Origin of the sequence: Synechococcus sp. RS9907 (genome assembly GCF_014279615.1) — a bacterium.
In the GTDB taxonomy this organism is placed as follows: Bacteria; Cyanobacteriota; Cyanobacteriia; order PCC-6307; family Cyanobiaceae; genus Parasynechococcus.
Map to the genome: position 1 here is coordinate 2232059 of NZ_CP047944.1, position 21842 is coordinate 2253900.

Below are 21842 nucleotides of genomic sequence, written 5' to 3' on the forward strand. Positions count from 1 at the left end.
TGAATCACAGTTCAAGGCGCCGCGCTGTTCGGTTCCCCGAGCCGAGGTTTCGAAAAACGAACTGCAGCCAATTCCACGCTTAAACACTGGCCAAAATAAAGAATCACGCCCACCAACCAAACCCAAAGCGTTAACACCAAAACACCACCAATCACGCCATAGGCCTGATAGCGATTACCCAGGGAAACAATACTCAAACTCAGAATCTTATTGAGAAAGGTGAGACCGAAGCCAATCAACAATGAGCCAGGAATGAGGGGAATCGTAGGGACACGGCGGCTGGGCAGCACCACCTGAAGCAACCAAGCCGTCAAGGACAAGATCAACGCGGGTACAAGGATCCGCCCGAGAGGAAGAATGGGACTGGAGCGCACGATCCCCATCAAGCCAGGAACGACACCATCCAATAAGCCAAGAATGTCCTCAGGAAGCTGCCCAATGCTGAGCACCAACTGTTGAAAAACGATCAAAACAGATATAGCAAAAACCGTCAGGAAGGCTTCTACACGCGTTCTACAAAACTGTCCAACCTGTTGCCACCAAGACAAACCGATTGATGGCTCGGGCAGAATCTCAGACCACAAGCGATCAGCTCCACGTTGGAGCGTTAAATAGGCATTACTGGCCGTGAGAAGTAAAACGACGACACCAAGAATTCCTGCCCCAAAATTTTGATCCACCAACCCACGCAAGGTGGAATCCACCAGGCTGGTTGCTGACGGAGGCAAAACCTGCGTCACTGAGGCCAACACATTATCCATACTGTCTGTTCTTCCAAACACCCTCGCCGCAACAGACAGCGCAATAAGAAGCAGCGGGAAAAACGACTGAAGAACGAAATATGCAAAAGCGGCACTTAGATCAACACACTCAGCATTATTCCAACGCTGACAAGCCTTCCAAATCTTGCCACTTAAATGTCGAACCAATGAACGTCTTGGCACAGATGAGCGCAAAAGACTACTAAAACCTTACAACAAAAAAGCCACCTCAAGGAGAGGTGGCTTCTTCGCGGGTGGTGATGGTGATCGCTTCAGCAATCAGCACATCATCAACCCATTTGGAGAATGTTTTACCTGGCATCGAGCTATTTTCTCAGGGGGCTACCCCCCAAATATCGTCGCCGCTGATGCGTTTCACAACCGAGTTCGGGATGGATCGGAGTGGGACCACACCGCCATGGACACCAGGATAGATAAACATTCTCAAGGGATGAACCCTGAGAACTGCATAGGATCTGCAACTAACGCTGCACGTCTGAATCAAACAAAGAAATGAGTCTTCAGGCAAGAACCAAAATGTTGGTCAAGCCCTCGGTCTATTAGTACTCCTCCGCTGCATCCATTACTGGACTTCCACGTAGAGCCTATCAACGGGTGTTCTTCCCGTGACCTTACTGGGTTACCCCATGGGAACACTCATCTTGAGGTGGGCTTCCCACTTAGATGCTTTCAGCGGTTATCCACTCCGCACATGGCTACCCAGCGTTTACCGTTGGCACGATAACTGGTACACCAGAGGTGCGTTCCTCCCGGTCCTCTCGTACTAGGGAGAAATCCTCTCAATGTTCCTGCGCGTACACCGGATATGGACCGAACTGTCTCACGACGTTCTGAACCCAGCTCGCGTACCGCTTTAATGGGCGAACAGCCCAACCCTTGGGACCGACTTCAGCCCCAGGTTGCGATGAGCCGACATCGAGGTGCCAAACCTCCCCGTCGATGTGAACTCTTGGGGGAGATCAGCCTGTTATCCCTAGAGTAACTTTTATCCGTTGAGCGACGGCCCTTCCACTCAGAACCGTCGGATCACTAAAACCGACTTTCGTCCCTGTTCGACTTGTAGGTCTCACAGTCAAGCTTCCTTCTGCTTTTGCACTCATCAGCTGATTTCCAACCAGCCTGAGGAAACCTTTGTGCGCCTCCGTTACCTTTTAGGAGGCGACCGCCCCAGTCAAACTGCCCACCTGATACTGTCCGCTCCCCGGATAACGGGTGAACGTTAGAACCCTAGCTCTGAAAGAGTGGTATCTCACCAGTGACTAACTCATAGCCGCAACCATGAGATCAACGTCTCCCACCTATCCTGCGCATTCAGAGCCCGGGCACAATACCAAGCTACAGTAAAGCTTCATAGGGTCTTTCTGTCCAGGTGTACGTAGTCCGCATCTTCACAGACAATTCTATTTCGCCGAGCCTCTCTCCGAGACAGCGCCCTGATCGTTACGCCTTTCGTGCGGGTCGGAACTTACCCGACAAGGAATTTCGCTACCTTAGGACCGTTATAGTTACGGCCGCCGTTCACCGGGGCTTCAGTCGCCAGCTTCGCTTACGCTGACCGGCTTCCTTAACCTTCCGGCACTGGGCAGGCGTCAGCCCCCATACATCGTCTTGCGACTTAGCGGAGACCTGTGTTTTTGGTAAACAGTCGCCAGGGCCTCTTCACTGCGACCACCTTGCGGTGGCACCCCTTCTCCCGAAGTTACGGGGCCATTTTGCCGAGTTCCTTAGAGAGAGTTACCTCGCGCACCTCGGTATTCTCTACCACCCCACCTGTGTCGGTTTCGGGTACTGGCAGTCATGCCTTAACGGGTATAGAGCTTTTCTTGGAAGCTTGACGTCACCAACTTCGCTGCCGTAGCAGCTCGTACTCACGCCTCAGCTCGGAACGTTTTCACCGCTCCTCAACGCCTCGAACGCTTGAACCAGTAACCAACATCTGGCTTGGCTAGCCTTCTCCGTCCCTCTTCCCAAAACATGACCGGTACAGGAATGTTGACCTGTTATCCATCGACTACGCCTTTCGGCCTCGCCTTAGGTCCAGACTAACCCTCCGCGGACGAGCCTGCCGGAGGAACCCTTAGGGTTTCGGTGCATGGGATTCTCACCCATGTTTTCGCTACTCAAGCCGACATTCTCACTTCTATGCAGTCCACGCCCGCTCACGCTAACGCTTCGCCCCACATAGAACGCTCCCCTACCATAAAAATCCGCAGCTTCGGTACAACACTTAGCCCCGTTCATTTTCGGCGCAGGATCGCTCGACCAGTGAGCTATTACGCACTCCTTTGAGGATGGCTGCTTCTAGGCAAACCTCCTGGTTGTCTATGCAATCCCACCTCCTTTATCACTTAGTGTTGATTTGGGGACCTTAGCTGGCGGTCTGGGCTGTTTCCCTCTCGACCATGGAGCTTATCCCCCACAGTCTGACTGCCTCGCTACACACAGGGTATTCAGAGTTCATCTCGATTTGGTACCGCTCTCGCAGCCCGCACCGAAATGGTGGCTTTACCCCCCTGCTGGAGCACGAGACGCTACGCCTCAACGTATTTCGGGGAGAACCAGCTAGCTCCGGGTTCGATTGGCATTTCACCCCTAACCACAGCTCATCCGCTGACTTTTCAACGTCAGTCGGTTCGGACCTCCACTTGGTATCACCCAAGCTTCATCCTGGCCATGGTTAGATCACCCGGGTTCGGGTCTATAAACACTGACAAACGCCCTATTCAGACTCGCTTTCGCTATGGCTCCACCATTTCCGGTTTAACCCGCCAGTGCCTATAAGTCGCCGGCTCATTCTTCAACAGGCACACGGTCACCCTATAAGTAGGGCTCCCATTGCTTGTAGGCTCACGGTTTCATGTTCTATTTCACTCCCCTCCCGGGGTTCTTTTCACCTTTCCCTCGCGGTACTGTTTCGCTATCGGTCACACAGTAGTACTTAGCCTTACGAGGTGGTCCTCGCGGATTCACACGGAATTTCACGTGCTCCGTGCTACTCGGGATACAGCTAGCTCAGTTCAGTTTTCGGTTACGGGGCTTTCACCCTCTGTGGCGTGCCATTCAAGCACTTCTCCTAACTTCCCTGATACACGTTGCTGTCCCACAACCCCGATACTCGAAAGTATCGGTTTAGGCTCTTCCCCGTTCGCTCGCCGCTACTTAGGGAGTCGTTTTTACTTTCCTTTCCTCCAGCTACTAAGATGTTTCAGTTCGCTGGGTTGGCTCGTGCCAGCCTATGGATTCAGCTGGCCGTATTAAGGGTTGCCCCATTCGGAAATTCCCGGATCAAAGCGTGCTTCCAGCTCCCCGAGACTTATCGCAGGTAACCACGTCCTTCATCGCCTCTGTGTGCCAAGGTATCCGCCGTGAGCCCTTTGTAGCTTGACCAATTAACCTCCTGAACGCTTACCGCCGTTGAAAGCAGATTCTCAAGTTTTTATTGCTAAAAACAAGATCAAACTCTGATTGGCTCGACACCAATCAAAGAACGCTCAAGAGTCTCGGCTCTTGCTCAAAAGAATTTTCATTGTTCTAGATCCAATCTCCCTTTCAGAAGATCAGATTCAAAACAATGCATCTGTAAGATGCTTTGTTTTTTCCAGACTCACCTATGCAGTTGTCAAGGTTCTGCCAGAACTTCAAATCAAATCATCAATTGCTTGATCATTTGATCCGAGCCCAGCATCTTATCAACCAAATTCAAGGCTTTAACTTAAAACTTGGAATGACAGGAAGCTGGGGTCATCCAGCGGACACATCTAAATCACACTCCAATCGAGCTCAACTCCAAAAAATTGGAGATGGGAATCAAGTTCGGTCAGTGGAGGTTAGGAGACTCGAACTCCTGACATCCTGCTTGCAAAGCAGGCGCTCTACCAACTGAGCTAAACCCCCAACACCGAATGGGCCATCCTGGACTTGAACCAGGGACCTCACCCTTATCAGGGGTGCGCTCTAACCACCTGAGCTAATGGCCCAGGAGTCTCATCCCTTTTGGGGTGTGACCTAGACAAAGTTTAGGAACTGAAAATCTCCATCAAGCAATCAACATTGCTGCTGATCCTTGACTTCAAAGCTGAGGTACCGATCGACCTAAGGTGACAGGATTTCGGCCTAAGAATAAAAGCACTCAGGCATCAAAATCATTGTGTTGTCTCCCTGTTAGGAGGTGATCCATCCGCACCTTCCGGTACGGATACCTTGTTACGACTTCACCCCAGTCATCAGCCCCACCTTCGACGTCCTCCTCCACAAGGGTTGGAGTAACGGCTTCGGGCGTGGCCAACTTCCATGGTGTGACGGGCGGTGTGTACAAGGCCCGGGAACGTATTCACCGCAGTATGCTGACCTGCGATTACTAGCGATTCCGCCTTCACGTAGGCGAGTTGCAGCCTACGATCTGAACTGAGCCACGGTTTATGGGATTTGCTTGTCCTCGCGAACTTGCTGCCCTTTGTCCGTAGCATTGTAGTACGTGTGTAGCCCAGGATGTAAGGGGCATGATGACTTGACGTCATCCACACCTTCCTCCGGTTTATCACCGGCAGTCTCTCTAGAGTGCCCAACTAAATGCTGGCAACTAAAGACGTGGGTTGCGCTCGTTGCGGGACTTAACCCAACATCTCACGACACGAGCTGACGACAGCCATGCACCACCTGTCACTGCGTTCCCGAAGGCACTCTCCTGTTTCCAAGAGATTCGCAGGATGTCAAACCCTGGTAAGGTTCTTCGCGTTGCATCGAATTAAACCACATACTCCACCGCTTGTGCGGGCCCCCGTCAATTCCTTTGAGTTTCACACTTGCGTGCGTACTCCCCAGGCGGAACACTTAACGCGTTGGCTACGACACCGAGGGGGTCGATTCCCCCGACACCTAGTGTTCATCGTTTACGGCCAGGACTACAGGGGTATCTAATCCCTTTCGCTCCCCTGGCTTTCGTCCATGAGCGTCAGTGATGGCCCAGCAGAGCGCCTTCGCCACTGGTGTTCTTCCCGATATCTACGCATTTCACCGCTACACCGGGAATTCCCTCTGCCCCTACCACACTCAAGCCCAACAGTTTCCACTGCCATGATGGAGTTAAGCTCCACTTTTTAACAGCAGACTTGAAGGGCCGCCTGCGGACGCTTTACGCCCAATAATTCCGGATAACGCTTGCCACTCCCGTATTACCGCGGCTGCTGGCACGGAATTAGCCGTGGCTTATTCATCAAGTACCGTCAGATCTTCTTCCTTGATAAAAGAGGTTTACAGCCCAGAGGCCTTCATCCCTCACGCGGCGTTGCTCCGTCAGGCTTTCGCCCATTGCGGAAAATTCCCCACTGCTGCCTCCCGTAGGAGTCTGGGCCGTGTCTCAGTCCCAGTGTGGCTGATCATCCTCTCAGACCAGCTACTGATCGATGCCTTGGTGAGCCATTACCTACACCAACTAGCTAATCAGACGCGAGCTCATCCTCAGGCGAAATTCATTTCACCTCGCGGCATATGGGGTATTAGCAGCCGTTTCCAGCTGTTGTCCCCCTCCTGAGGGCAGATTCTCACGCGTTACTCACCCGTCCGCCACTAACCCGAAGGTTCGTTCGACTTGCATGTGTTAAGCACGCCGCCAGCGTTCATCCTGAGCCAGGATCAAACTCTCCGTTGTAGATCATTTCCTCTTGGACGTTTTCACGTCCTCAAAATGATTTGCGTCACCCATTACTCAGTGAAAACTGGTAACAGTTGAGGCCTCCTTTCGCTGACACAAAAGGGTTCTTAAGAGTGCATCTCTAGATTTCTCTGTCAATGACTTTCCGGGATCTCAGATCCGGTTGTTGCTCCACAATTCGCACACCGGCAACAAGAGAGCTCGTGAAAACCCTCCCGTTGCAGCGAATTGCTTCAGCGCAACGAAATTTTTTGACGGGACCTCACACCTTCATCGCTCTTTCATTCGACTCCTCACCTCACCTCTCGGCTTGGCTCAGAACCAAACGCGATAAAAGCGTCAGTTCCTAAACTTTTCAATTGTCCAGGTGCGACCAAACTTCTCTTCACTCCCTCTCAGGAGATCGGTTGGTTGGTCATCGCGGCCTCTCGCGACCGCTTGAAGAACTTACAACACCGTGGGATCGCTCCCTTCTGGTCTCGCAAGCCGCCTCAGACACATCAAAGCTTTCGCCTCAAGCGCTTCAGCCTGCACAGCAGCCTCTCGGCTCCCGCGCAGTCCAAAAACATAACCCACTGAACCCTCTTCTCGCAACCACCCCCGAAAGCGAAGTTGGCGACGCAGCAAGGAATCGCAGGAAAACTGTGCTGAGCACTGAGGTTTCGGCACCTTCAACTCCCAGCGATACCGGCATGAGAAGACAAGTGGACATTCAGCAGAGCTGCGATGGATGCGACGCAACCGCCTGCATGGCCGTCGCCATGGCCCCAACTCGTGAAACACCGCGACCTGAAGACGGTCAGCGAATCAAAACAATGTCGCTGCTGCTACAGCCTTAAACCAAGCCAAGACAAATGCAAAACCAGCATGCGCGACATCCAGAGACAGTGCTGCTTTTCCTCTGGGAGTATCGGATTGACTTCGCAAACGACACTGAGTGACGATCTTGCCTCGTGATCAGGAGATACTCGCCATCAACCAAGCCATGCTTGAAAGCGTGGCAGCTGGTAACTGGGAGAAGTACTCCCAGGTCTGCAGTACCGAGATCAGCTGCTTCGAAGGCGAGAGTGAGGGACACTTAGTCGAAGGACATGCTTTTCACCGCTATTACTTCGAACTAGCGAGCCAGAGCCAAAGCGCACCGACTGCCGTCAACATCACCATGGCTCGGCCTCACCTGCGCTGGCTCAGCAACGATGCAGTCGTGGTGAGTTACACCCGATTAACTGAAACAATCCACAACGGAGAACCCATCACAACCCGTTGTTGCGAGACAAGGATATGGCAACAAAGCGAAGGAACTTGGTTACAAGTGCACGTTCACCGCTCCTGAAGCCTGGGGAACGAAAGGAAGGGTCCTCCATGGATCGACACGTTGACTCTTGAGAGGCCTTCTTGAGCAAAAATAACCAACAAAAAAGCCACCTCAAGGAGAGGTGGCTTCTTCGCGGGTGGTGATGGTGATCGCTTCAGCAATCAGCACATCATCAACCCATTTGGAGAATGTTTTACCTGGCATCGAGCTATTTTCTCAGGGGGCTACCCCCCAAATATCGTCGCCGCTGATGCGTTTCACAACCGAGTTCGGGATGGATCGGAGTGGGACCACACCGCCATGGACACCAGGATAGATAAACATTCTCAAGGGATGAACCCTGAGAACTGCATAGGATCTGCAACTAACGCTGCACGTCTGAATCAAACAAAGAAATGAGTCTTCAGGCAAGAACCAAAATGTTGGTCAAGCCCTCGGTCTATTAGTACTCCTCCGCTGCATCCATTACTGGACTTCCACGTAGAGCCTATCAACGGGTGTTCTTCCCGTGACCTTACTGGGTTACCCCATGGGAACACTCATCTTGAGGTGGGCTTCCCACTTAGATGCTTTCAGCGGTTATCCACTCCGCACATGGCTACCCAGCGTTTACCGTTGGCACGATAACTGGTACACCAGAGGTGCGTTCCTCCCGGTCCTCTCGTACTAGGGAGAAATCCTCTCAATGTTCCTGCGCGTACACCGGATATGGACCGAACTGTCTCACGACGTTCTGAACCCAGCTCGCGTACCGCTTTAATGGGCGAACAGCCCAACCCTTGGGACCGACTTCAGCCCCAGGTTGCGATGAGCCGACATCGAGGTGCCAAACCTCCCCGTCGATGTGAACTCTTGGGGGAGATCAGCCTGTTATCCCTAGAGTAACTTTTATCCGTTGAGCGACGGCCCTTCCACTCAGAACCGTCGGATCACTAAAACCGACTTTCGTCCCTGTTCGACTTGTAGGTCTCACAGTCAAGCTTCCTTCTGCTTTTGCACTCATCAGCTGATTTCCAACCAGCCTGAGGAAACCTTTGTGCGCCTCCGTTACCTTTTAGGAGGCGACCGCCCCAGTCAAACTGCCCACCTGATACTGTCCGCTCCCCGGATAACGGGTGAACGTTAGAACCCTAGCTCTGAAAGAGTGGTATCTCACCAGTGACTAACTCATAGCCGCAACCATGAGATCAACGTCTCCCACCTATCCTGCGCATTCAGAGCCCGGGCACAATACCAAGCTACAGTAAAGCTTCATAGGGTCTTTCTGTCCAGGTGTACGTAGTCCGCATCTTCACAGACAATTCTATTTCGCCGAGCCTCTCTCCGAGACAGCGCCCTGATCGTTACGCCTTTCGTGCGGGTCGGAACTTACCCGACAAGGAATTTCGCTACCTTAGGACCGTTATAGTTACGGCCGCCGTTCACCGGGGCTTCAGTCGCCAGCTTCGCTTACGCTGACCGGCTTCCTTAACCTTCCGGCACTGGGCAGGCGTCAGCCCCCATACATCGTCTTGCGACTTAGCGGAGACCTGTGTTTTTGGTAAACAGTCGCCAGGGCCTCTTCACTGCGACCACCTTGCGGTGGCACCCCTTCTCCCGAAGTTACGGGGCCATTTTGCCGAGTTCCTTAGAGAGAGTTACCTCGCGCACCTCGGTATTCTCTACCACCCCACCTGTGTCGGTTTCGGGTACTGGCAGTCATGCCTTAACGGGTATAGAGCTTTTCTTGGAAGCTTGACGTCACCAACTTCGCTGCCGTAGCAGCTCGTACTCACGCCTCAGCTCGGAACGTTTTCACCGCTCCTCAACGCCTCGAACGCTTGAACCAGTAACCAACATCTGGCTTGGCTAGCCTTCTCCGTCCCTCTTCCCAAAACATGACCGGTACAGGAATGTTGACCTGTTATCCATCGACTACGCCTTTCGGCCTCGCCTTAGGTCCAGACTAACCCTCCGCGGACGAGCCTGCCGGAGGAACCCTTAGGGTTTCGGTGCATGGGATTCTCACCCATGTTTTCGCTACTCAAGCCGACATTCTCACTTCTATGCAGTCCACGCCCGCTCACGCTAACGCTTCGCCCCACATAGAACGCTCCCCTACCATAAAAATCCGCAGCTTCGGTACAACACTTAGCCCCGTTCATTTTCGGCGCAGGATCGCTCGACCAGTGAGCTATTACGCACTCCTTTGAGGATGGCTGCTTCTAGGCAAACCTCCTGGTTGTCTATGCAATCCCACCTCCTTTATCACTTAGTGTTGATTTGGGGACCTTAGCTGGCGGTCTGGGCTGTTTCCCTCTCGACCATGGAGCTTATCCCCCACAGTCTGACTGCCTCGCTACACACAGGGTATTCAGAGTTCATCTCGATTTGGTACCGCTCTCGCAGCCCGCACCGAAATGGTGGCTTTACCCCCCTGCTGGAGCACGAGACGCTACGCCTCAACGTATTTCGGGGAGAACCAGCTAGCTCCGGGTTCGATTGGCATTTCACCCCTAACCACAGCTCATCCGCTGACTTTTCAACGTCAGTCGGTTCGGACCTCCACTTGGTATCACCCAAGCTTCATCCTGGCCATGGTTAGATCACCCGGGTTCGGGTCTATAAACACTGACAAACGCCCTATTCAGACTCGCTTTCGCTATGGCTCCACCATTTCCGGTTTAACCCGCCAGTGCCTATAAGTCGCCGGCTCATTCTTCAACAGGCACACGGTCACCCTATAAGTAGGGCTCCCATTGCTTGTAGGCTCACGGTTTCATGTTCTATTTCACTCCCCTCCCGGGGTTCTTTTCACCTTTCCCTCGCGGTACTGTTTCGCTATCGGTCACACAGTAGTACTTAGCCTTACGAGGTGGTCCTCGCGGATTCACACGGAATTTCACGTGCTCCGTGCTACTCGGGATACAGCTAGCTCAGTTCAGTTTTCGGTTACGGGGCTTTCACCCTCTGTGGCGTGCCATTCAAGCACTTCTCCTAACTTCCCTGATACACGTTGCTGTCCCACAACCCCGATACTCGAAAGTATCGGTTTAGGCTCTTCCCCGTTCGCTCGCCGCTACTTAGGGAGTCGTTTTTACTTTCCTTTCCTCCAGCTACTAAGATGTTTCAGTTCGCTGGGTTGGCTCGTGCCAGCCTATGGATTCAGCTGGCCGTATTAAGGGTTGCCCCATTCGGAAATTCCCGGATCAAAGCGTGCTTCCAGCTCCCCGAGACTTATCGCAGGTAACCACGTCCTTCATCGCCTCTGTGTGCCAAGGTATCCGCCGTGAGCCCTTTGTAGCTTGACCAATTAACCTCCTGAACGCTTACCGCCGTTGAAAGCAGATTCTCAAGTTTTTATTGCTAAAAACAAGATCAAACTCTGATTGGCTCGACACCAATCAAAGAACGCTCAAGAGTCTCGGCTCTTGCTCAAAAGAATTTTCATTGTTCTAGATCCAATCTCCCTTTCAGAAGATCAGATTCAAAACAATGCATCTGTAAGATGCTTTGTTTTTTCCAGACTCACCTATGCAGTTGTCAAGGTTCTGCCAGAACTTCAAATCAAATCATCAATTGCTTGATCATTTGATCCGAGCCCAGCATCTTATCAACCAAATTCAAGGCTTTAACTTAAAACTTGGAATGACAGGAAGCTGGGGTCATCCAGCGGACACATCTAAATCACACTCCAATCGAGCTCAACTCCAAAAAATTGGAGATGGGAATCAAGTTCGGTCAGTGGAGGTTAGGAGACTCGAACTCCTGACATCCTGCTTGCAAAGCAGGCGCTCTACCAACTGAGCTAAACCCCCAACACCGAATGGGCCATCCTGGACTTGAACCAGGGACCTCACCCTTATCAGGGGTGCGCTCTAACCACCTGAGCTAATGGCCCAGGAGTCTCATCCCTTTTGGGGTGTGACCTAGACAAAGTTTAGGAACTGAAAATCTCCATCAAGCAATCAACATTGCTGCTGATCCTTGACTTCAAAGCTGAGGTACCGATCGACCTAAGGTGACAGGATTTCGGCCTAAGAATAAAAGCACTCAGGCATCAAAATCATTGTGTTGTCTCCCTGTTAGGAGGTGATCCATCCGCACCTTCCGGTACGGATACCTTGTTACGACTTCACCCCAGTCATCAGCCCCACCTTCGACGTCCTCCTCCACAAGGGTTGGAGTAACGGCTTCGGGCGTGGCCAACTTCCATGGTGTGACGGGCGGTGTGTACAAGGCCCGGGAACGTATTCACCGCAGTATGCTGACCTGCGATTACTAGCGATTCCGCCTTCACGTAGGCGAGTTGCAGCCTACGATCTGAACTGAGCCACGGTTTATGGGATTTGCTTGTCCTCGCGAACTTGCTGCCCTTTGTCCGTAGCATTGTAGTACGTGTGTAGCCCAGGATGTAAGGGGCATGATGACTTGACGTCATCCACACCTTCCTCCGGTTTATCACCGGCAGTCTCTCTAGAGTGCCCAACTAAATGCTGGCAACTAAAGACGTGGGTTGCGCTCGTTGCGGGACTTAACCCAACATCTCACGACACGAGCTGACGACAGCCATGCACCACCTGTCACTGCGTTCCCGAAGGCACTCTCCTGTTTCCAAGAGATTCGCAGGATGTCAAACCCTGGTAAGGTTCTTCGCGTTGCATCGAATTAAACCACATACTCCACCGCTTGTGCGGGCCCCCGTCAATTCCTTTGAGTTTCACACTTGCGTGCGTACTCCCCAGGCGGAACACTTAACGCGTTGGCTACGACACCGAGGGGGTCGATTCCCCCGACACCTAGTGTTCATCGTTTACGGCCAGGACTACAGGGGTATCTAATCCCTTTCGCTCCCCTGGCTTTCGTCCATGAGCGTCAGTGATGGCCCAGCAGAGCGCCTTCGCCACTGGTGTTCTTCCCGATATCTACGCATTTCACCGCTACACCGGGAATTCCCTCTGCCCCTACCACACTCAAGCCCAACAGTTTCCACTGCCATGATGGAGTTAAGCTCCACTTTTTAACAGCAGACTTGAAGGGCCGCCTGCGGACGCTTTACGCCCAATAATTCCGGATAACGCTTGCCACTCCCGTATTACCGCGGCTGCTGGCACGGAATTAGCCGTGGCTTATTCATCAAGTACCGTCAGATCTTCTTCCTTGATAAAAGAGGTTTACAGCCCAGAGGCCTTCATCCCTCACGCGGCGTTGCTCCGTCAGGCTTTCGCCCATTGCGGAAAATTCCCCACTGCTGCCTCCCGTAGGAGTCTGGGCCGTGTCTCAGTCCCAGTGTGGCTGATCATCCTCTCAGACCAGCTACTGATCGATGCCTTGGTGAGCCATTACCTACACCAACTAGCTAATCAGACGCGAGCTCATCCTCAGGCGAAATTCATTTCACCTCGCGGCATATGGGGTATTAGCAGCCGTTTCCAGCTGTTGTCCCCCTCCTGAGGGCAGATTCTCACGCGTTACTCACCCGTCCGCCACTAACCCGAAGGTTCGTTCGACTTGCATGTGTTAAGCACGCCGCCAGCGTTCATCCTGAGCCAGGATCAAACTCTCCGTTGTAGATCATTTCCTCTTGGACGTTTTCACGTCCTCAAAATGATTTGCGTCACCCATTACTCAGTGAAAACTGGTAACAGTTGAGGCCTCCTTTCGCTGACACAAAAGGGTTCTTAAGAGTGCATCTCTAGATTTCTCTGTCAATGACTTTCCGGGATCTCAGATCCGGTTGTTGCTCCACAATTCGCACACCGGCAACAAGAGAGCTCGTGAAAACCCTCCCGTTGCAGCGAATTGCTTCAGCGCAACGAAATTTTTTGACGGGACCTCACACCTTCATCGCTCTTTCATTCGACTCCTCACCTCACCTCTCGGCTTGGCTCAGAACCAAACGCGATAAAAGCGTCAGTTCCTAAACTTTTCAATTGTCCAGGTGCGACCAAACTTCTCTTCACTCCCTCTCAGGAGATCGGTTGGTTGGTCATCGCGGCCTCTCGCGACCGCTTGAAGAACTTACAACACCGTGGGATCGCTCCCTTCTGGTCTCGCAAGCCGCCTCAGACACATCAAAGCTTTCGCCTCAAGCGCTTCAGCCTGCACAGCAGCCTCTCGGCTCCCGCGCAGTCCAAAAACATAACACCACAACCTCCGCTGTCGCAATAGCGACCCTTCATTGCTGCACTAGGGCCTCTCCCCAGGGGAGAAAACGCGCCAAATGAGCCCATGAACCGGCCGCCAGCACAGGGAAGCCAAGGTCGGCAACGTCCTCTCCTGGAGAGAGCTGCGCTGGATCCGCATCCAACCAACGAATCGGACAACCCAACTCATCCAACACCAACCAAGCCGCCGCCAGATCCCAGATCTTGGGCGTGGCTTCTAGGGAAGCGATGGTCTGCCCCATCGCAACGCTCACCAAATTGAGGCTGGCGACACCAAGCAAACGGATCTTCCCAGGAAAACGCTGATCCGGTTTGCGCTGCAACACCCGAATCGAGCGGCTGCAAAGAGAGACACAAGCACTGGTGGCGAGGGCTCGGGTCTCCGAAGTCAGCGGCTGATTGTTTCGCGTGGCACCCCGACCGCGCAGAGCGACAAAACGTTGGTTCAGCGCCGGTACATCGAGGAAAACCTCACTGGGACGGCCATCAACAAAGCGAGCCACGGAAATCGCCCAATAAGGAATGCCCGCCGCGAAGTTGGTGGTCCCGTCCAAGGGATCCACCACCCAGTAGGCCCGCGTGTTTGGAACTGTTTTCGATCCTTCCTCGCTGAGGACGCCTTCGCCGGGGGCGATGCTGGCCAACCCCTTCACCAGAGCGGCATCGCTCCAGCGATCGCACTCGGTGATTAAAGAACCATCGGGCTTCACGTCGGAGCCGATCTGACCAAAATCCTGAAGCTGACGAGCACGGATGCGATCCAGCAACAGATGAACAGCGCCCAGTTGATCGTCACTGAGCACAAGCGTCACCACAAAGGCTGAACAGGACTGGCCTCAGTTTGATTGGGCGACGAGTCAGCGGTGGCCACCGCTGGGCAGGCGACTTTCAGAGGCGTGGGCTCGATCGGAATCGGTTCTTGCTCCGGTTCTGGCTTGGTTCCCGTCAATGAGACCGCGTTACAGGCAATCAAGGCATCCAGACCTGTACGACGCTGCAGCTCAGCCAGACTCGTGTTGTATTGATTGATCGCACGGGCGTATTTCAACTCTGCTTGGGTGAGATCACGCTGGTTGTTCACCACCTCCCGCTGAACACCAACTCCCGCTTGAACCCGGAGCTGTGACAAGCGAAGAGATTCTCGTGATGACAGAACCTCAATGGCTGTGGTGTCGATGCTCTGAATCGCCGAGCGCAAGCCAAAGAAGCTTTGCTCCACTTGAAGCCGAATCTGATCACGGGTTCTTGCGAAATTGAAACGACTCTCTTCTGCGGCCTGCTTGGAACGCCGGTATTGAGACCGAGCACGACCACCATCGAACAAACGCCAGCTTGCAGTCAGCGCCGTACTGTTCTGCATCCCGTAGGTGAAATCGCCCATATCGATCTCACTCCAAGAGGTCTGACCACTTTGACCCTTTGAACGAGAAGCGGTAGTGGAGTTCAAAAAGCGCAGGACAGGCTGAACAGCAGCGAGGGACGCATTGGCTTCGCTGTTGTTGATCGAGATGTCGAGGATCAGCTGATCAAGCTCTTCGCGGAAGTTGTAAGCAGCAACGATGCTCTCCTGAAGTGAAGGCTCCCACAGGCCTAACGGTCGTGAGGGGGTTGCCGCCGTCGGGGTGATGTCCTGAGGGAGGTCGAGTAGAGCAGCAAGATTGCGGCGCTCAACATCTTGAAGACCAAGGTTGGTGGTCAGGGTGTTGCGGTCACGAGCAAGTTGGGTCTCCGCTTCCAGAACCTCCAGCTTTGTGTTCACGCCGGCATTGAAACGCGCCCGTGCATCCCGATAACTCACCAATGATGCTTTGACGGAATCTTGGCCAATGCGCACACCTTCATCAGCCTGTTGCAGGTCGAAATAGGCTGTCTGGGTTTGCAGACGCAGCTCCCGTAGAGCGATCAGGTAGGCATCACCGGCTCGCTCAAAACGATCTCGGGCTGCTGCAATTTGGGGAACTCTGGCGGGGTTAATGAGATCCCAGCTCACCTGCAGGCTGACGTTGGCTCGCTTTTCACGGCCATAACGCTCGTTGTATCCATCCCGCGTCACCGGGCCATCAGGTTTTTGAACAATCCGATCGGGAACGAAATCTGGATTTCGGTAGGAGTACGACTTGAAGTATTCAGGAAGTCCGCTGGCCGAAAGGTCAACGGTGGGGTACCAGGCGGCGATGGCTGCACGTAGTCCAGATTTGGCCTGATCCACCCGACTGGCCGCTGCTTTGAGCTGAGGGCTATTGACCTCTGCCAGCTGAAGCGCTTCTTCGAGGGTGAGGGGACGCAGCTCATGGATACGCACCTGAGATGGTGCATCAGGGAGAGCCAGACTGGGGGGAGCCGCCAAAGGAAGAAGCGGAGGCGGCAGCGCATCAACCGCGGGAGAGATCACAGAAGGATCTGCCTTGGGACGGGCACCCTTCGAGTCGATCGCGTCCGGCAGGGTGGCCTGATCAATCAAGGCCGACTCAACTTGAACAGCGTCTTGGCTGAGCGCAGGGGGAACACCGGAAGAGACAACGCTCGCTACGAGACAAATACCCGCGGTGATCCGGCGCACAGCAATCAAGGAATTTCACGGAGCTTAGGGACTTTTTCCTATGGCACCCAAAACTGAGTCCACGACGTCAGCCGCCCCATGCACGATCTGAATGGGGACAGGCAACTGCGCGGCCAGGGATTCCAGGGTCATGTCATCCAGGAAAACGGGCTCCCCTTGCCGCAACATCACCGATGGCAGCAGCAGCTCATCGCCCAGCTCTCGGCCTTGCAGGCCTGTGAGCAGATCCTGTCCCGTCAGCAATCCAGTCACCACTTGCTCCTGCCCCCAATAGGGACTGGGCAACCCGATCAGGTGAAACTCGACGCCATCCACTGCATTCAGCCGTTCAGCCACAGGCTGCAACGCCTGCGCCACGATCTGACCGACCACCCAGCTGCAACGACGGGGCTGAGCAACCGCGCTGGGCAACTCCTGAGTTGCCTCATCCAATGCTTCAAGGAAGGCACGGATGCTGCCCACGCCGTTTTCCTGTTGCGGAAGATCCTCGTAGTTATCCCGGGGTGGCAAGGGCAATCCCGCCACCAGGTACCACTCATCGGAGAGCCAGGCGAAACGGGTGCCCAAAACCTCCTGAAAGTGCTGCTGCATGGGTTCCACCTGCGCAATCACCCTTCGGGCGCAGTCCGGATCCACAGGAACCAAGCCATCGTCAGCCGGCCTGAAGCGGGTGAGCCCCACCGGCACCACAGCTGCAGAGAGCACCGCTGGCCAGGGGCCAGCCGCGAAGGAGGCGAGGTCGTTCAAGGTTCTCTCCAAGGCAGGACCGTCATTCAGTCCCGGACAGACCACCACCTGGGCATGGATTTGCAGATCGCGCTGATCAAACCAGGCGAGCTGGTCCATCACCTGGGCCGCTCGCGGATTCACCAGCAGCCGTGAACGCAGCTCGGGATCCGTGGCATGCACCGACACAAATAACGGCGATAAACGCTGCTCTTCAATTCGCTGCCAGTCGGCCTCGCCCAGGTTGGTGAGCGTCAGATAGGAGCCATAGAGAAAACTCAGGCGGTAATCGTCGTCTTTGAGATAGAGGCTGTCGCGCCGCCCTGGGGGCTGCTGATCGATGAAACAGAACGGACAGTTGTTATTGCACTGGCGCAAGCCATCGAACAGAGCCTCGGTGAAAGCCAGCCCAAGACCGTCATCGGCATCTTTCTCCAACTCCACCCGATGCAGTGCACCTTTGGCATCACGCACCTCAAGGCAAAGCTCCTCCTCCACGCAGAGGTAGCGGTAATCGATCAGATCACGCGGGCGAATGCCATTGATGCTGAGCAACTGATCACCCGGCTCAAAACCCAGCTCCTCCCCGATCGAGCCGGACTCGACGGACGCCACCACCGCGGGCTGCGGTTGACGACCACTGCTACTTGGATCCAGAGCTGCAACGGCAACCCCGGCGGATGGCTCATTCCACACAAGCCGGCTTCATCTGAACTCAGTGTGCGCCGTGAACGCCCCACCAGACCAGCAGAAGCAGCCCAAACAGCAGCCGGTAAGCGACGAACACCCAGGTGCTGTTGCGCTGCAGGAACTTCAGCAACCAATCGATCGCCAGCCACGACACCACTGCAGCCGAACCAATTCCAACCAGCAACGGCAGGGGACCGTTGCCAGGGCTAGAGGCGAAAGCATCCTTGAGCTCCACCAAACCTGCGATGGTGATGGCGGGAATGCCCAATAGAAAGGAAAACCGGGCTGCATCAGCACGCTGCCAACCGTCGAACAAGGCCGCCGTGAGGGTGCTGCCGGAACGCGAGACCCCCGGGATCAATGCGAGGGCCTGGGCCAGCCCCACCAGCAGGCCATCGCGGCCTGAAACCTCTTGAAGCTGCTTGCGCCGTGCGCCGACCCGTTCAGCCAAGGCCAGCAGCAACGCCATCACAATCGAGACGATGGCAATCGAGGGAACACTGCGCAAGGTTGACTGTTCGTAGCCCTGGGCCCATGCGAATTTGATCCCCAAGCCGATCAGCAAGATCGGCAGGGTCCCAACCACCATGGCGAACCCAAGGCGCGCCTCGGGTTCGCGCCACTGGCCATTGCGAAAGGCGCGGCTGATGCCCCGCAACACCTGCCTGAGATCGGTGCGGAAATAGGCGATAACGGCGACGATGCTGCCCAGCTGAATGGCGGCGGTCACGGAGACACCCGGATCGCCCCATCCCAGGAGCTCAGGAACCACCTTCAAATGGGCGGTGCTGCTGATTGGCAGAAATTCAGTGAGTCCCTGGACCACCCCTAACACCAGATCACGCCAGCAGGCCTCAAGCAGGGAGAGGGATGCAGAGGGGTCCGCCATCAATGTGTGAGTGTCGCTCTGACGGTATCCCCGGTAGGCAAAGCGGGCATGTCAGCCGCGTCACTTGATGATGTCTTCTAAGGTTCCGTGACTTTCTTCACAAAGGACATTTGATCGGCGGCACCTGGCAAACATCAGCCCCCGATCGGTCGTGGTCCTTTCCCGTGGCCCGCATCGCCGCAGCCATGGTGGTGCTGCCGGTGTTCCTGCAAGCCCCCTGGGTGAGGCTGGATCCGTTCTCAGCCACCTTGTTCACTGGAGTTCTGATTGCAGCCGGACTGGTGATGCATCAGAGCCGCTCCCAGACAACATCCGATCTAGGTTCCCTACTGGTGGGTTTCAGCGGCAGCTGGCTGGCAGGGTGCATTTTCTGGGGTTGGCTGCGAGCCCATCCCGTTCTGCACCTGCCGGTGGAAGCCTTCGCCGTGCCCGTGGCCTTGGGCGGCCTGCAGGGGCGCTGGCGCCTGGCGGCCACGTTCTATTTGTCGTCCCTGGTGGGCACAGCTTGCACCGACCTGGCCATGGCAGCCACCGGCGTGATGCAGTTCTGGCCCGCAGTGGTGACAGCTTCCCTGGATCAAGCGCCACTGCTGCTGCATCAAGCGGGGACCCATCTGCTCCAGCCACTGCCTTTGGTCACCCTTGTGATCTCAGCGGTCCTCGTTCTTTTGGCTGGACGCCGGCTGAGCAGGAACAGCGGCGGTTTCACCGGTGACGCGAGATCCATGGCCGCTGCCGTCTTGATCACCACCCTTTGGGTGGATGGCTTGTTCCTGCTCTCAGCCTTGCTGCAGCCGGGGCTCAGTGGCCTGATCGAGTGAAACGAACTGCAAAAGCTGCCCAGGTTCAAGGGCTTTAACGGCGCAACGACTTGTAGTCTTCCCGAGCCGGCACCGCCGGTCGACCCGTTCTGACCCCTGATCGAGAGTTGAGATGAAGCGGCTTCTGAGCTGGCTGACCGGCGCATTGGTGATGGCGAGCCTGATGGCAGGCCTCGTGCTCCCGAGCAGCGTCTACGCCGAGGACGACCTTCGCAACAAGTATTCCGGCAATGAAATCCGCAACATCGCGGACGACAAAATTGCCGCACGGGACGGCAAGGTGGATTTGAACAATTCCTCCGTGCGCCGTTTCCAGCAGTTTCCCGGGATGTACCCGACCATGGCCGGCAAGATCGTTCTTGGTGGCCCCTACGACAGTGTTGACGATGTGCTGTCTCTTGATCTGACCGAGCGTCAGCAAGAGCTGTTCGCGAAGTACCGCGACAACTTCACGGTCACCCCTCCTTCCATTGCTCTGAACGAGGGCGACGACCGCATCAACGACGGCCAATACCGCTGATTCCTGACCCCGTCACACTGGTTGTGACTGCTTGAACCGCCGGACCACCGGCGGTTTTTTTGTCCCCGTGATGGCCCAGCCCCGCAGCTCTGATCCCATCCCCTCAGGTCCCTGGGACGTTGTGGTGATCGGTGCCGGGGCTGCTGGCTTGATGACCTGCCTTGATCTGCCGCAGGAGTTCAAGGTGTTGCTGCTCAACCGCAACACGGGACGGCGTTCTTCCAGCCGCTGGGCCCAGGGGGGCATCGCCGCGGTGACGCGCAAGGAGGACAGCGCCGAAAGCCATGCCGGGGACACCGTATTGGCTGGAGCCGGCCTTTGCGATGGTGATGCGGTGCGGCTGTTGGTGCAGGAGGCGCCGCATTGCGTGGAGCGCCTGGGGCAGCTGGGGATGGCCTTCGACCGGGATCAGGACGGTCTGGCCACCACCCTGGAAGCAGCCCACAGTCACAGACGCGTGCTGCATGTGCAGGACCGCACGGGGCGAGCCCTGGTGGATGTGCTGAGGGATCGTGTAGAGCAACGGCCGGGGTTGCTGCATCGCCGCGGCGTTCGCGTGACACAGCTGCTGGTGCGCGATGGGCGCTGTTGCGGCGTGCAGGTGCTGGATGGGGCCCATCTTCACGGGATCGAGGCCCGCGCCGTGGTGCTGGCCAGCGGCGGCGGGGGCCATCTGTTTGCCAATACCACCAATCCAGCCCAGGCCTGCGGCGAAGGCATCGCCCTCGCCTGGCAGGCGGGTGCAGCCGTGGAAGATCTGGAATTCGTTCAGTTCCATCCAACGGCCATCCGCCTGGATGACGCCCCCTGCTTTCTGATCTCCGAAGCCGTTCGTGGCGAAGGGGGGGTGCTGGTGGATTCCCTGGGGGGCAGCCCTGTCGCCCACCTGCCCCAACGCGACCTCTCACCGCGGGACCAGGTGAGCCGAGCCTTGATGCAGGCCATGCAGCGGCAGCGGGTGAAACAGATGTGGCTCGACTTCGCCGCCATCCCGCGCGACCAGGCGGAGCGACGCTTCCCAACGATCCTGGACCGCTGCGACGAACTCGGACTGAATCCATTGGAACGGCCCATCCCCGTGGCACCAGCCGCCCATTACTGGATGGGAGGGGTGGCCACGGACCTGCAGGCCGCCACCACACTGCCGGGGCTCTATGCCGTGGGGGAAGTGGCCTGCACAGGCCTGCATGGCGCGAACCGACTGGCCAGCAACTCCCTGATGGAATGCCTGGTGTTCGCCCATCGCCTCAAAGAGATCGAGCTCGGCCCCGTCCCAACGGCCCTCGGCAGCAGCGCGACACAACCGCTTGACTTGGACCTCAACGGCAGCAGCAGTTCGCAGTTGATCGACGCCATCGAGCAGCTGCGGCAGCTCTGCTGGCGACGGGCGGGGGTGGAGCGATCCGCCGCTGGACTGCGCCAGGCCCTCGGCAACGTGAAAGCTCACGAACAAGAGCTGGAGCAGCAGGCGCTGCTCCAGGCCCTGCTACGGGACGACCCCTGTGCTCCCAGGCTGTTGGCTGAAAGCAGCCGACGCGATCTGAACCTGTTGCTGGATCTCCACCACAGGTTGCTGACCAGCCGGCTGATGCTGGAGGCCTGCCTGTTTCGCGGAGAAAGCCGGGGAGGCCACTACCGCAGCGATGCTCCTGCACCGCTGCCGCAATGGCGGCAGCATTCCCGGCAACAACGGCAGCGGGGGATCTTCACCCGTGCCGTCCGGGACTAAGGAGCATCTCTGTT

General features: G+C 55.8%; 9 protein-coding genes, 4 tRNA genes and 6 rRNA genes. 4 read left to right on the top strand and 15 right to left on the bottom strand.

What is annotated here, in order from left to right; translation table 11 throughout:
* Positions 1-11: 11 nt before the first annotated feature.
* The 6 genes from SynRS9907_RS12180 to SynRS9907_RS12205 form a co-directional block, all read right to left on the bottom strand.
* Positions 12-929 carry a YihY/virulence factor BrkB family protein gene (locus SynRS9907_RS12180; RefSeq protein ID WP_255445914.1) on the bottom strand — a complete coding sequence of 306 codons (918 nt, stop codon included), beginning with the start codon at positions 927-929 and terminating at the stop codon, positions 12-14.
* Between the two features lie 145 nt (positions 930-1074).
* Positions 1075-1191 (bottom strand): 5S ribosomal RNA (gene rrf / locus SynRS9907_RS12185).
* A gap of 110 nt (positions 1192-1301) precedes the next feature.
* Positions 1302-4169: ribosomal RNA gene (locus tag SynRS9907_RS12190) — 23S ribosomal RNA — on the bottom strand.
* A gap of 434 nt (positions 4170-4603) precedes the next feature.
* Positions 4604-4676, bottom strand: a tRNA-Ala gene (locus SynRS9907_RS12195).
* 9 nt (positions 4677-4685) lie between these two features.
* Positions 4686-4759, bottom strand: a tRNA-Ile gene (locus SynRS9907_RS12200).
* Positions 4760-4943: 184 nt separating this feature from the next.
* Positions 4944-6429, bottom strand: a 16S ribosomal RNA gene (locus SynRS9907_RS12205).
* A 940-nt stretch (positions 6430-7369) separates the two neighbouring features.
* On the opposite strand from SynRS9907_RS12205, the gene SynRS9907_RS12210 reads away from it, so the two are divergent.
* Positions 7370-7765 (top strand): DUF4440 domain-containing protein, encoded by a 396-nt coding sequence (locus SynRS9907_RS12210; protein ID WP_188021198.1) that lies wholly within the window; start codon positions 7370-7372, stop codon positions 7763-7765.
* 177 nt (positions 7766-7942) lie between these two features.
* Here the strand turns inward: SynRS9907_RS12210 and rrf (SynRS9907_RS12215) are convergent.
* From rrf (SynRS9907_RS12215) to SynRS9907_RS12255, 9 genes are all read right to left on the bottom strand, one after another.
* Positions 7943-8059: ribosomal RNA gene (gene rrf, locus SynRS9907_RS12215) — 5S ribosomal RNA — on the bottom strand.
* Between the two features lie 110 nt (positions 8060-8169).
* Positions 8170-11037, bottom strand: a 23S ribosomal RNA gene (locus tag SynRS9907_RS12220).
* A gap of 434 nt (positions 11038-11471) precedes the next feature.
* A tRNA-Ala gene (locus tag SynRS9907_RS12225) sits at positions 11472-11544 on the bottom strand.
* A gap of 9 nt (positions 11545-11553) precedes the next feature.
* Positions 11554-11627: transfer RNA gene (locus SynRS9907_RS12230), tRNA-Ile, on the bottom strand.
* 184 nt (positions 11628-11811) lie between these two features.
* Positions 11812-13297: ribosomal RNA gene (locus SynRS9907_RS12235) — 16S ribosomal RNA — on the bottom strand.
* The 16S, 23S and 5S rRNA genes sit together here with 4 tRNA genes alongside, the layout of an rRNA operon.
* Before the next feature lie 607 nt (positions 13298-13904).
* Positions 13905-14708 (bottom strand): inositol monophosphatase family protein, encoded by an 804-nt coding sequence (locus SynRS9907_RS12240; RefSeq protein WP_188021199.1) that lies wholly within the window; start codon positions 14706-14708, stop codon positions 13905-13907.
* Positions 14702-16453: a TolC family protein gene (locus SynRS9907_RS12245; RefSeq protein WP_188022474.1), complete on the bottom strand. Its 1752-nt coding sequence runs from the start codon at positions 16451-16453 to the stop codon at positions 14702-14704. The genes SynRS9907_RS12240 and SynRS9907_RS12245 overlap by 7 nt, the downstream gene beginning before the upstream one ends.
* A 24-nt stretch (positions 16454-16477) precedes the next feature.
* On the bottom strand, positions 16478-17875 hold the full coding sequence (locus tag SynRS9907_RS12250) for a TIGR03279 family radical SAM protein (protein WP_188021200.1): 1398 nt from the start codon (positions 17873-17875) through the stop codon (positions 16478-16480).
* Positions 17876-17894: 19 nt separating this feature from the next.
* Positions 17895-18758 carry an undecaprenyl-diphosphate phosphatase gene (locus SynRS9907_RS12255; protein WP_188021201.1) on the bottom strand — a complete coding sequence of 288 codons (864 nt, stop codon included), beginning with the start codon at positions 18756-18758 and terminating at the stop codon, positions 17895-17897.
* 110 nt (positions 18759-18868) lie between these two features.
* On the opposite strand from SynRS9907_RS12255, the gene SynRS9907_RS12260 reads away from it, so the two are divergent.
* The 3 genes from SynRS9907_RS12260 (at position 18869) to nadB (ending at position 21828) form a co-directional block, all read left to right on the top strand.
* Positions 18869-19579, top strand: a complete 711-nt coding sequence (locus SynRS9907_RS12260; protein ID WP_188021202.1) for a DUF3120 domain-containing protein — start codon at positions 18869-18871, stop codon at positions 19577-19579.
* A gap of 112 nt (positions 19580-19691) precedes the next feature.
* Positions 19692-20099 carry a photosystem II complex extrinsic protein PsbU gene (gene psbU, locus SynRS9907_RS12265; protein WP_188021203.1) on the top strand — a complete coding sequence of 136 codons (408 nt, stop codon included), beginning with the start codon at positions 19692-19694 and terminating at the stop codon, positions 20097-20099.
* Positions 20100-20169: 70 nt separating this feature from the next.
* Positions 20170-21828, top strand: coding sequence for an L-aspartate oxidase (gene nadB, locus SynRS9907_RS12270; protein WP_188022475.1), 1659 nt, complete (start codon positions 20170-20172; stop codon positions 21826-21828).
* Positions 21829-21842 lie beyond the last annotated feature (14 nt).

Excerpts from the sequence above, each read along its gene's own strand:
- SynRS9907_RS12255 (WP_188021201.1), bottom strand. The coding sequence starts at position 18,758 with ATGGCGGACCCCTCTGCATCCCTCTCCCTGCTTGAGGCCTGCTGGCGT.
- nadB (WP_188022475.1), top strand. The coding sequence starts at position 20,170 with ATGGCCCAGCCCCGCAGCTCTGATCCCATCCCCTCAGGTCCCTGGGAC.
- psbU (WP_188021203.1), top strand. The coding sequence starts at position 19,692 with ATGAAGCGGCTTCTGAGCTGGCTGACCGGCGCATTGGTGATGGCGAGC.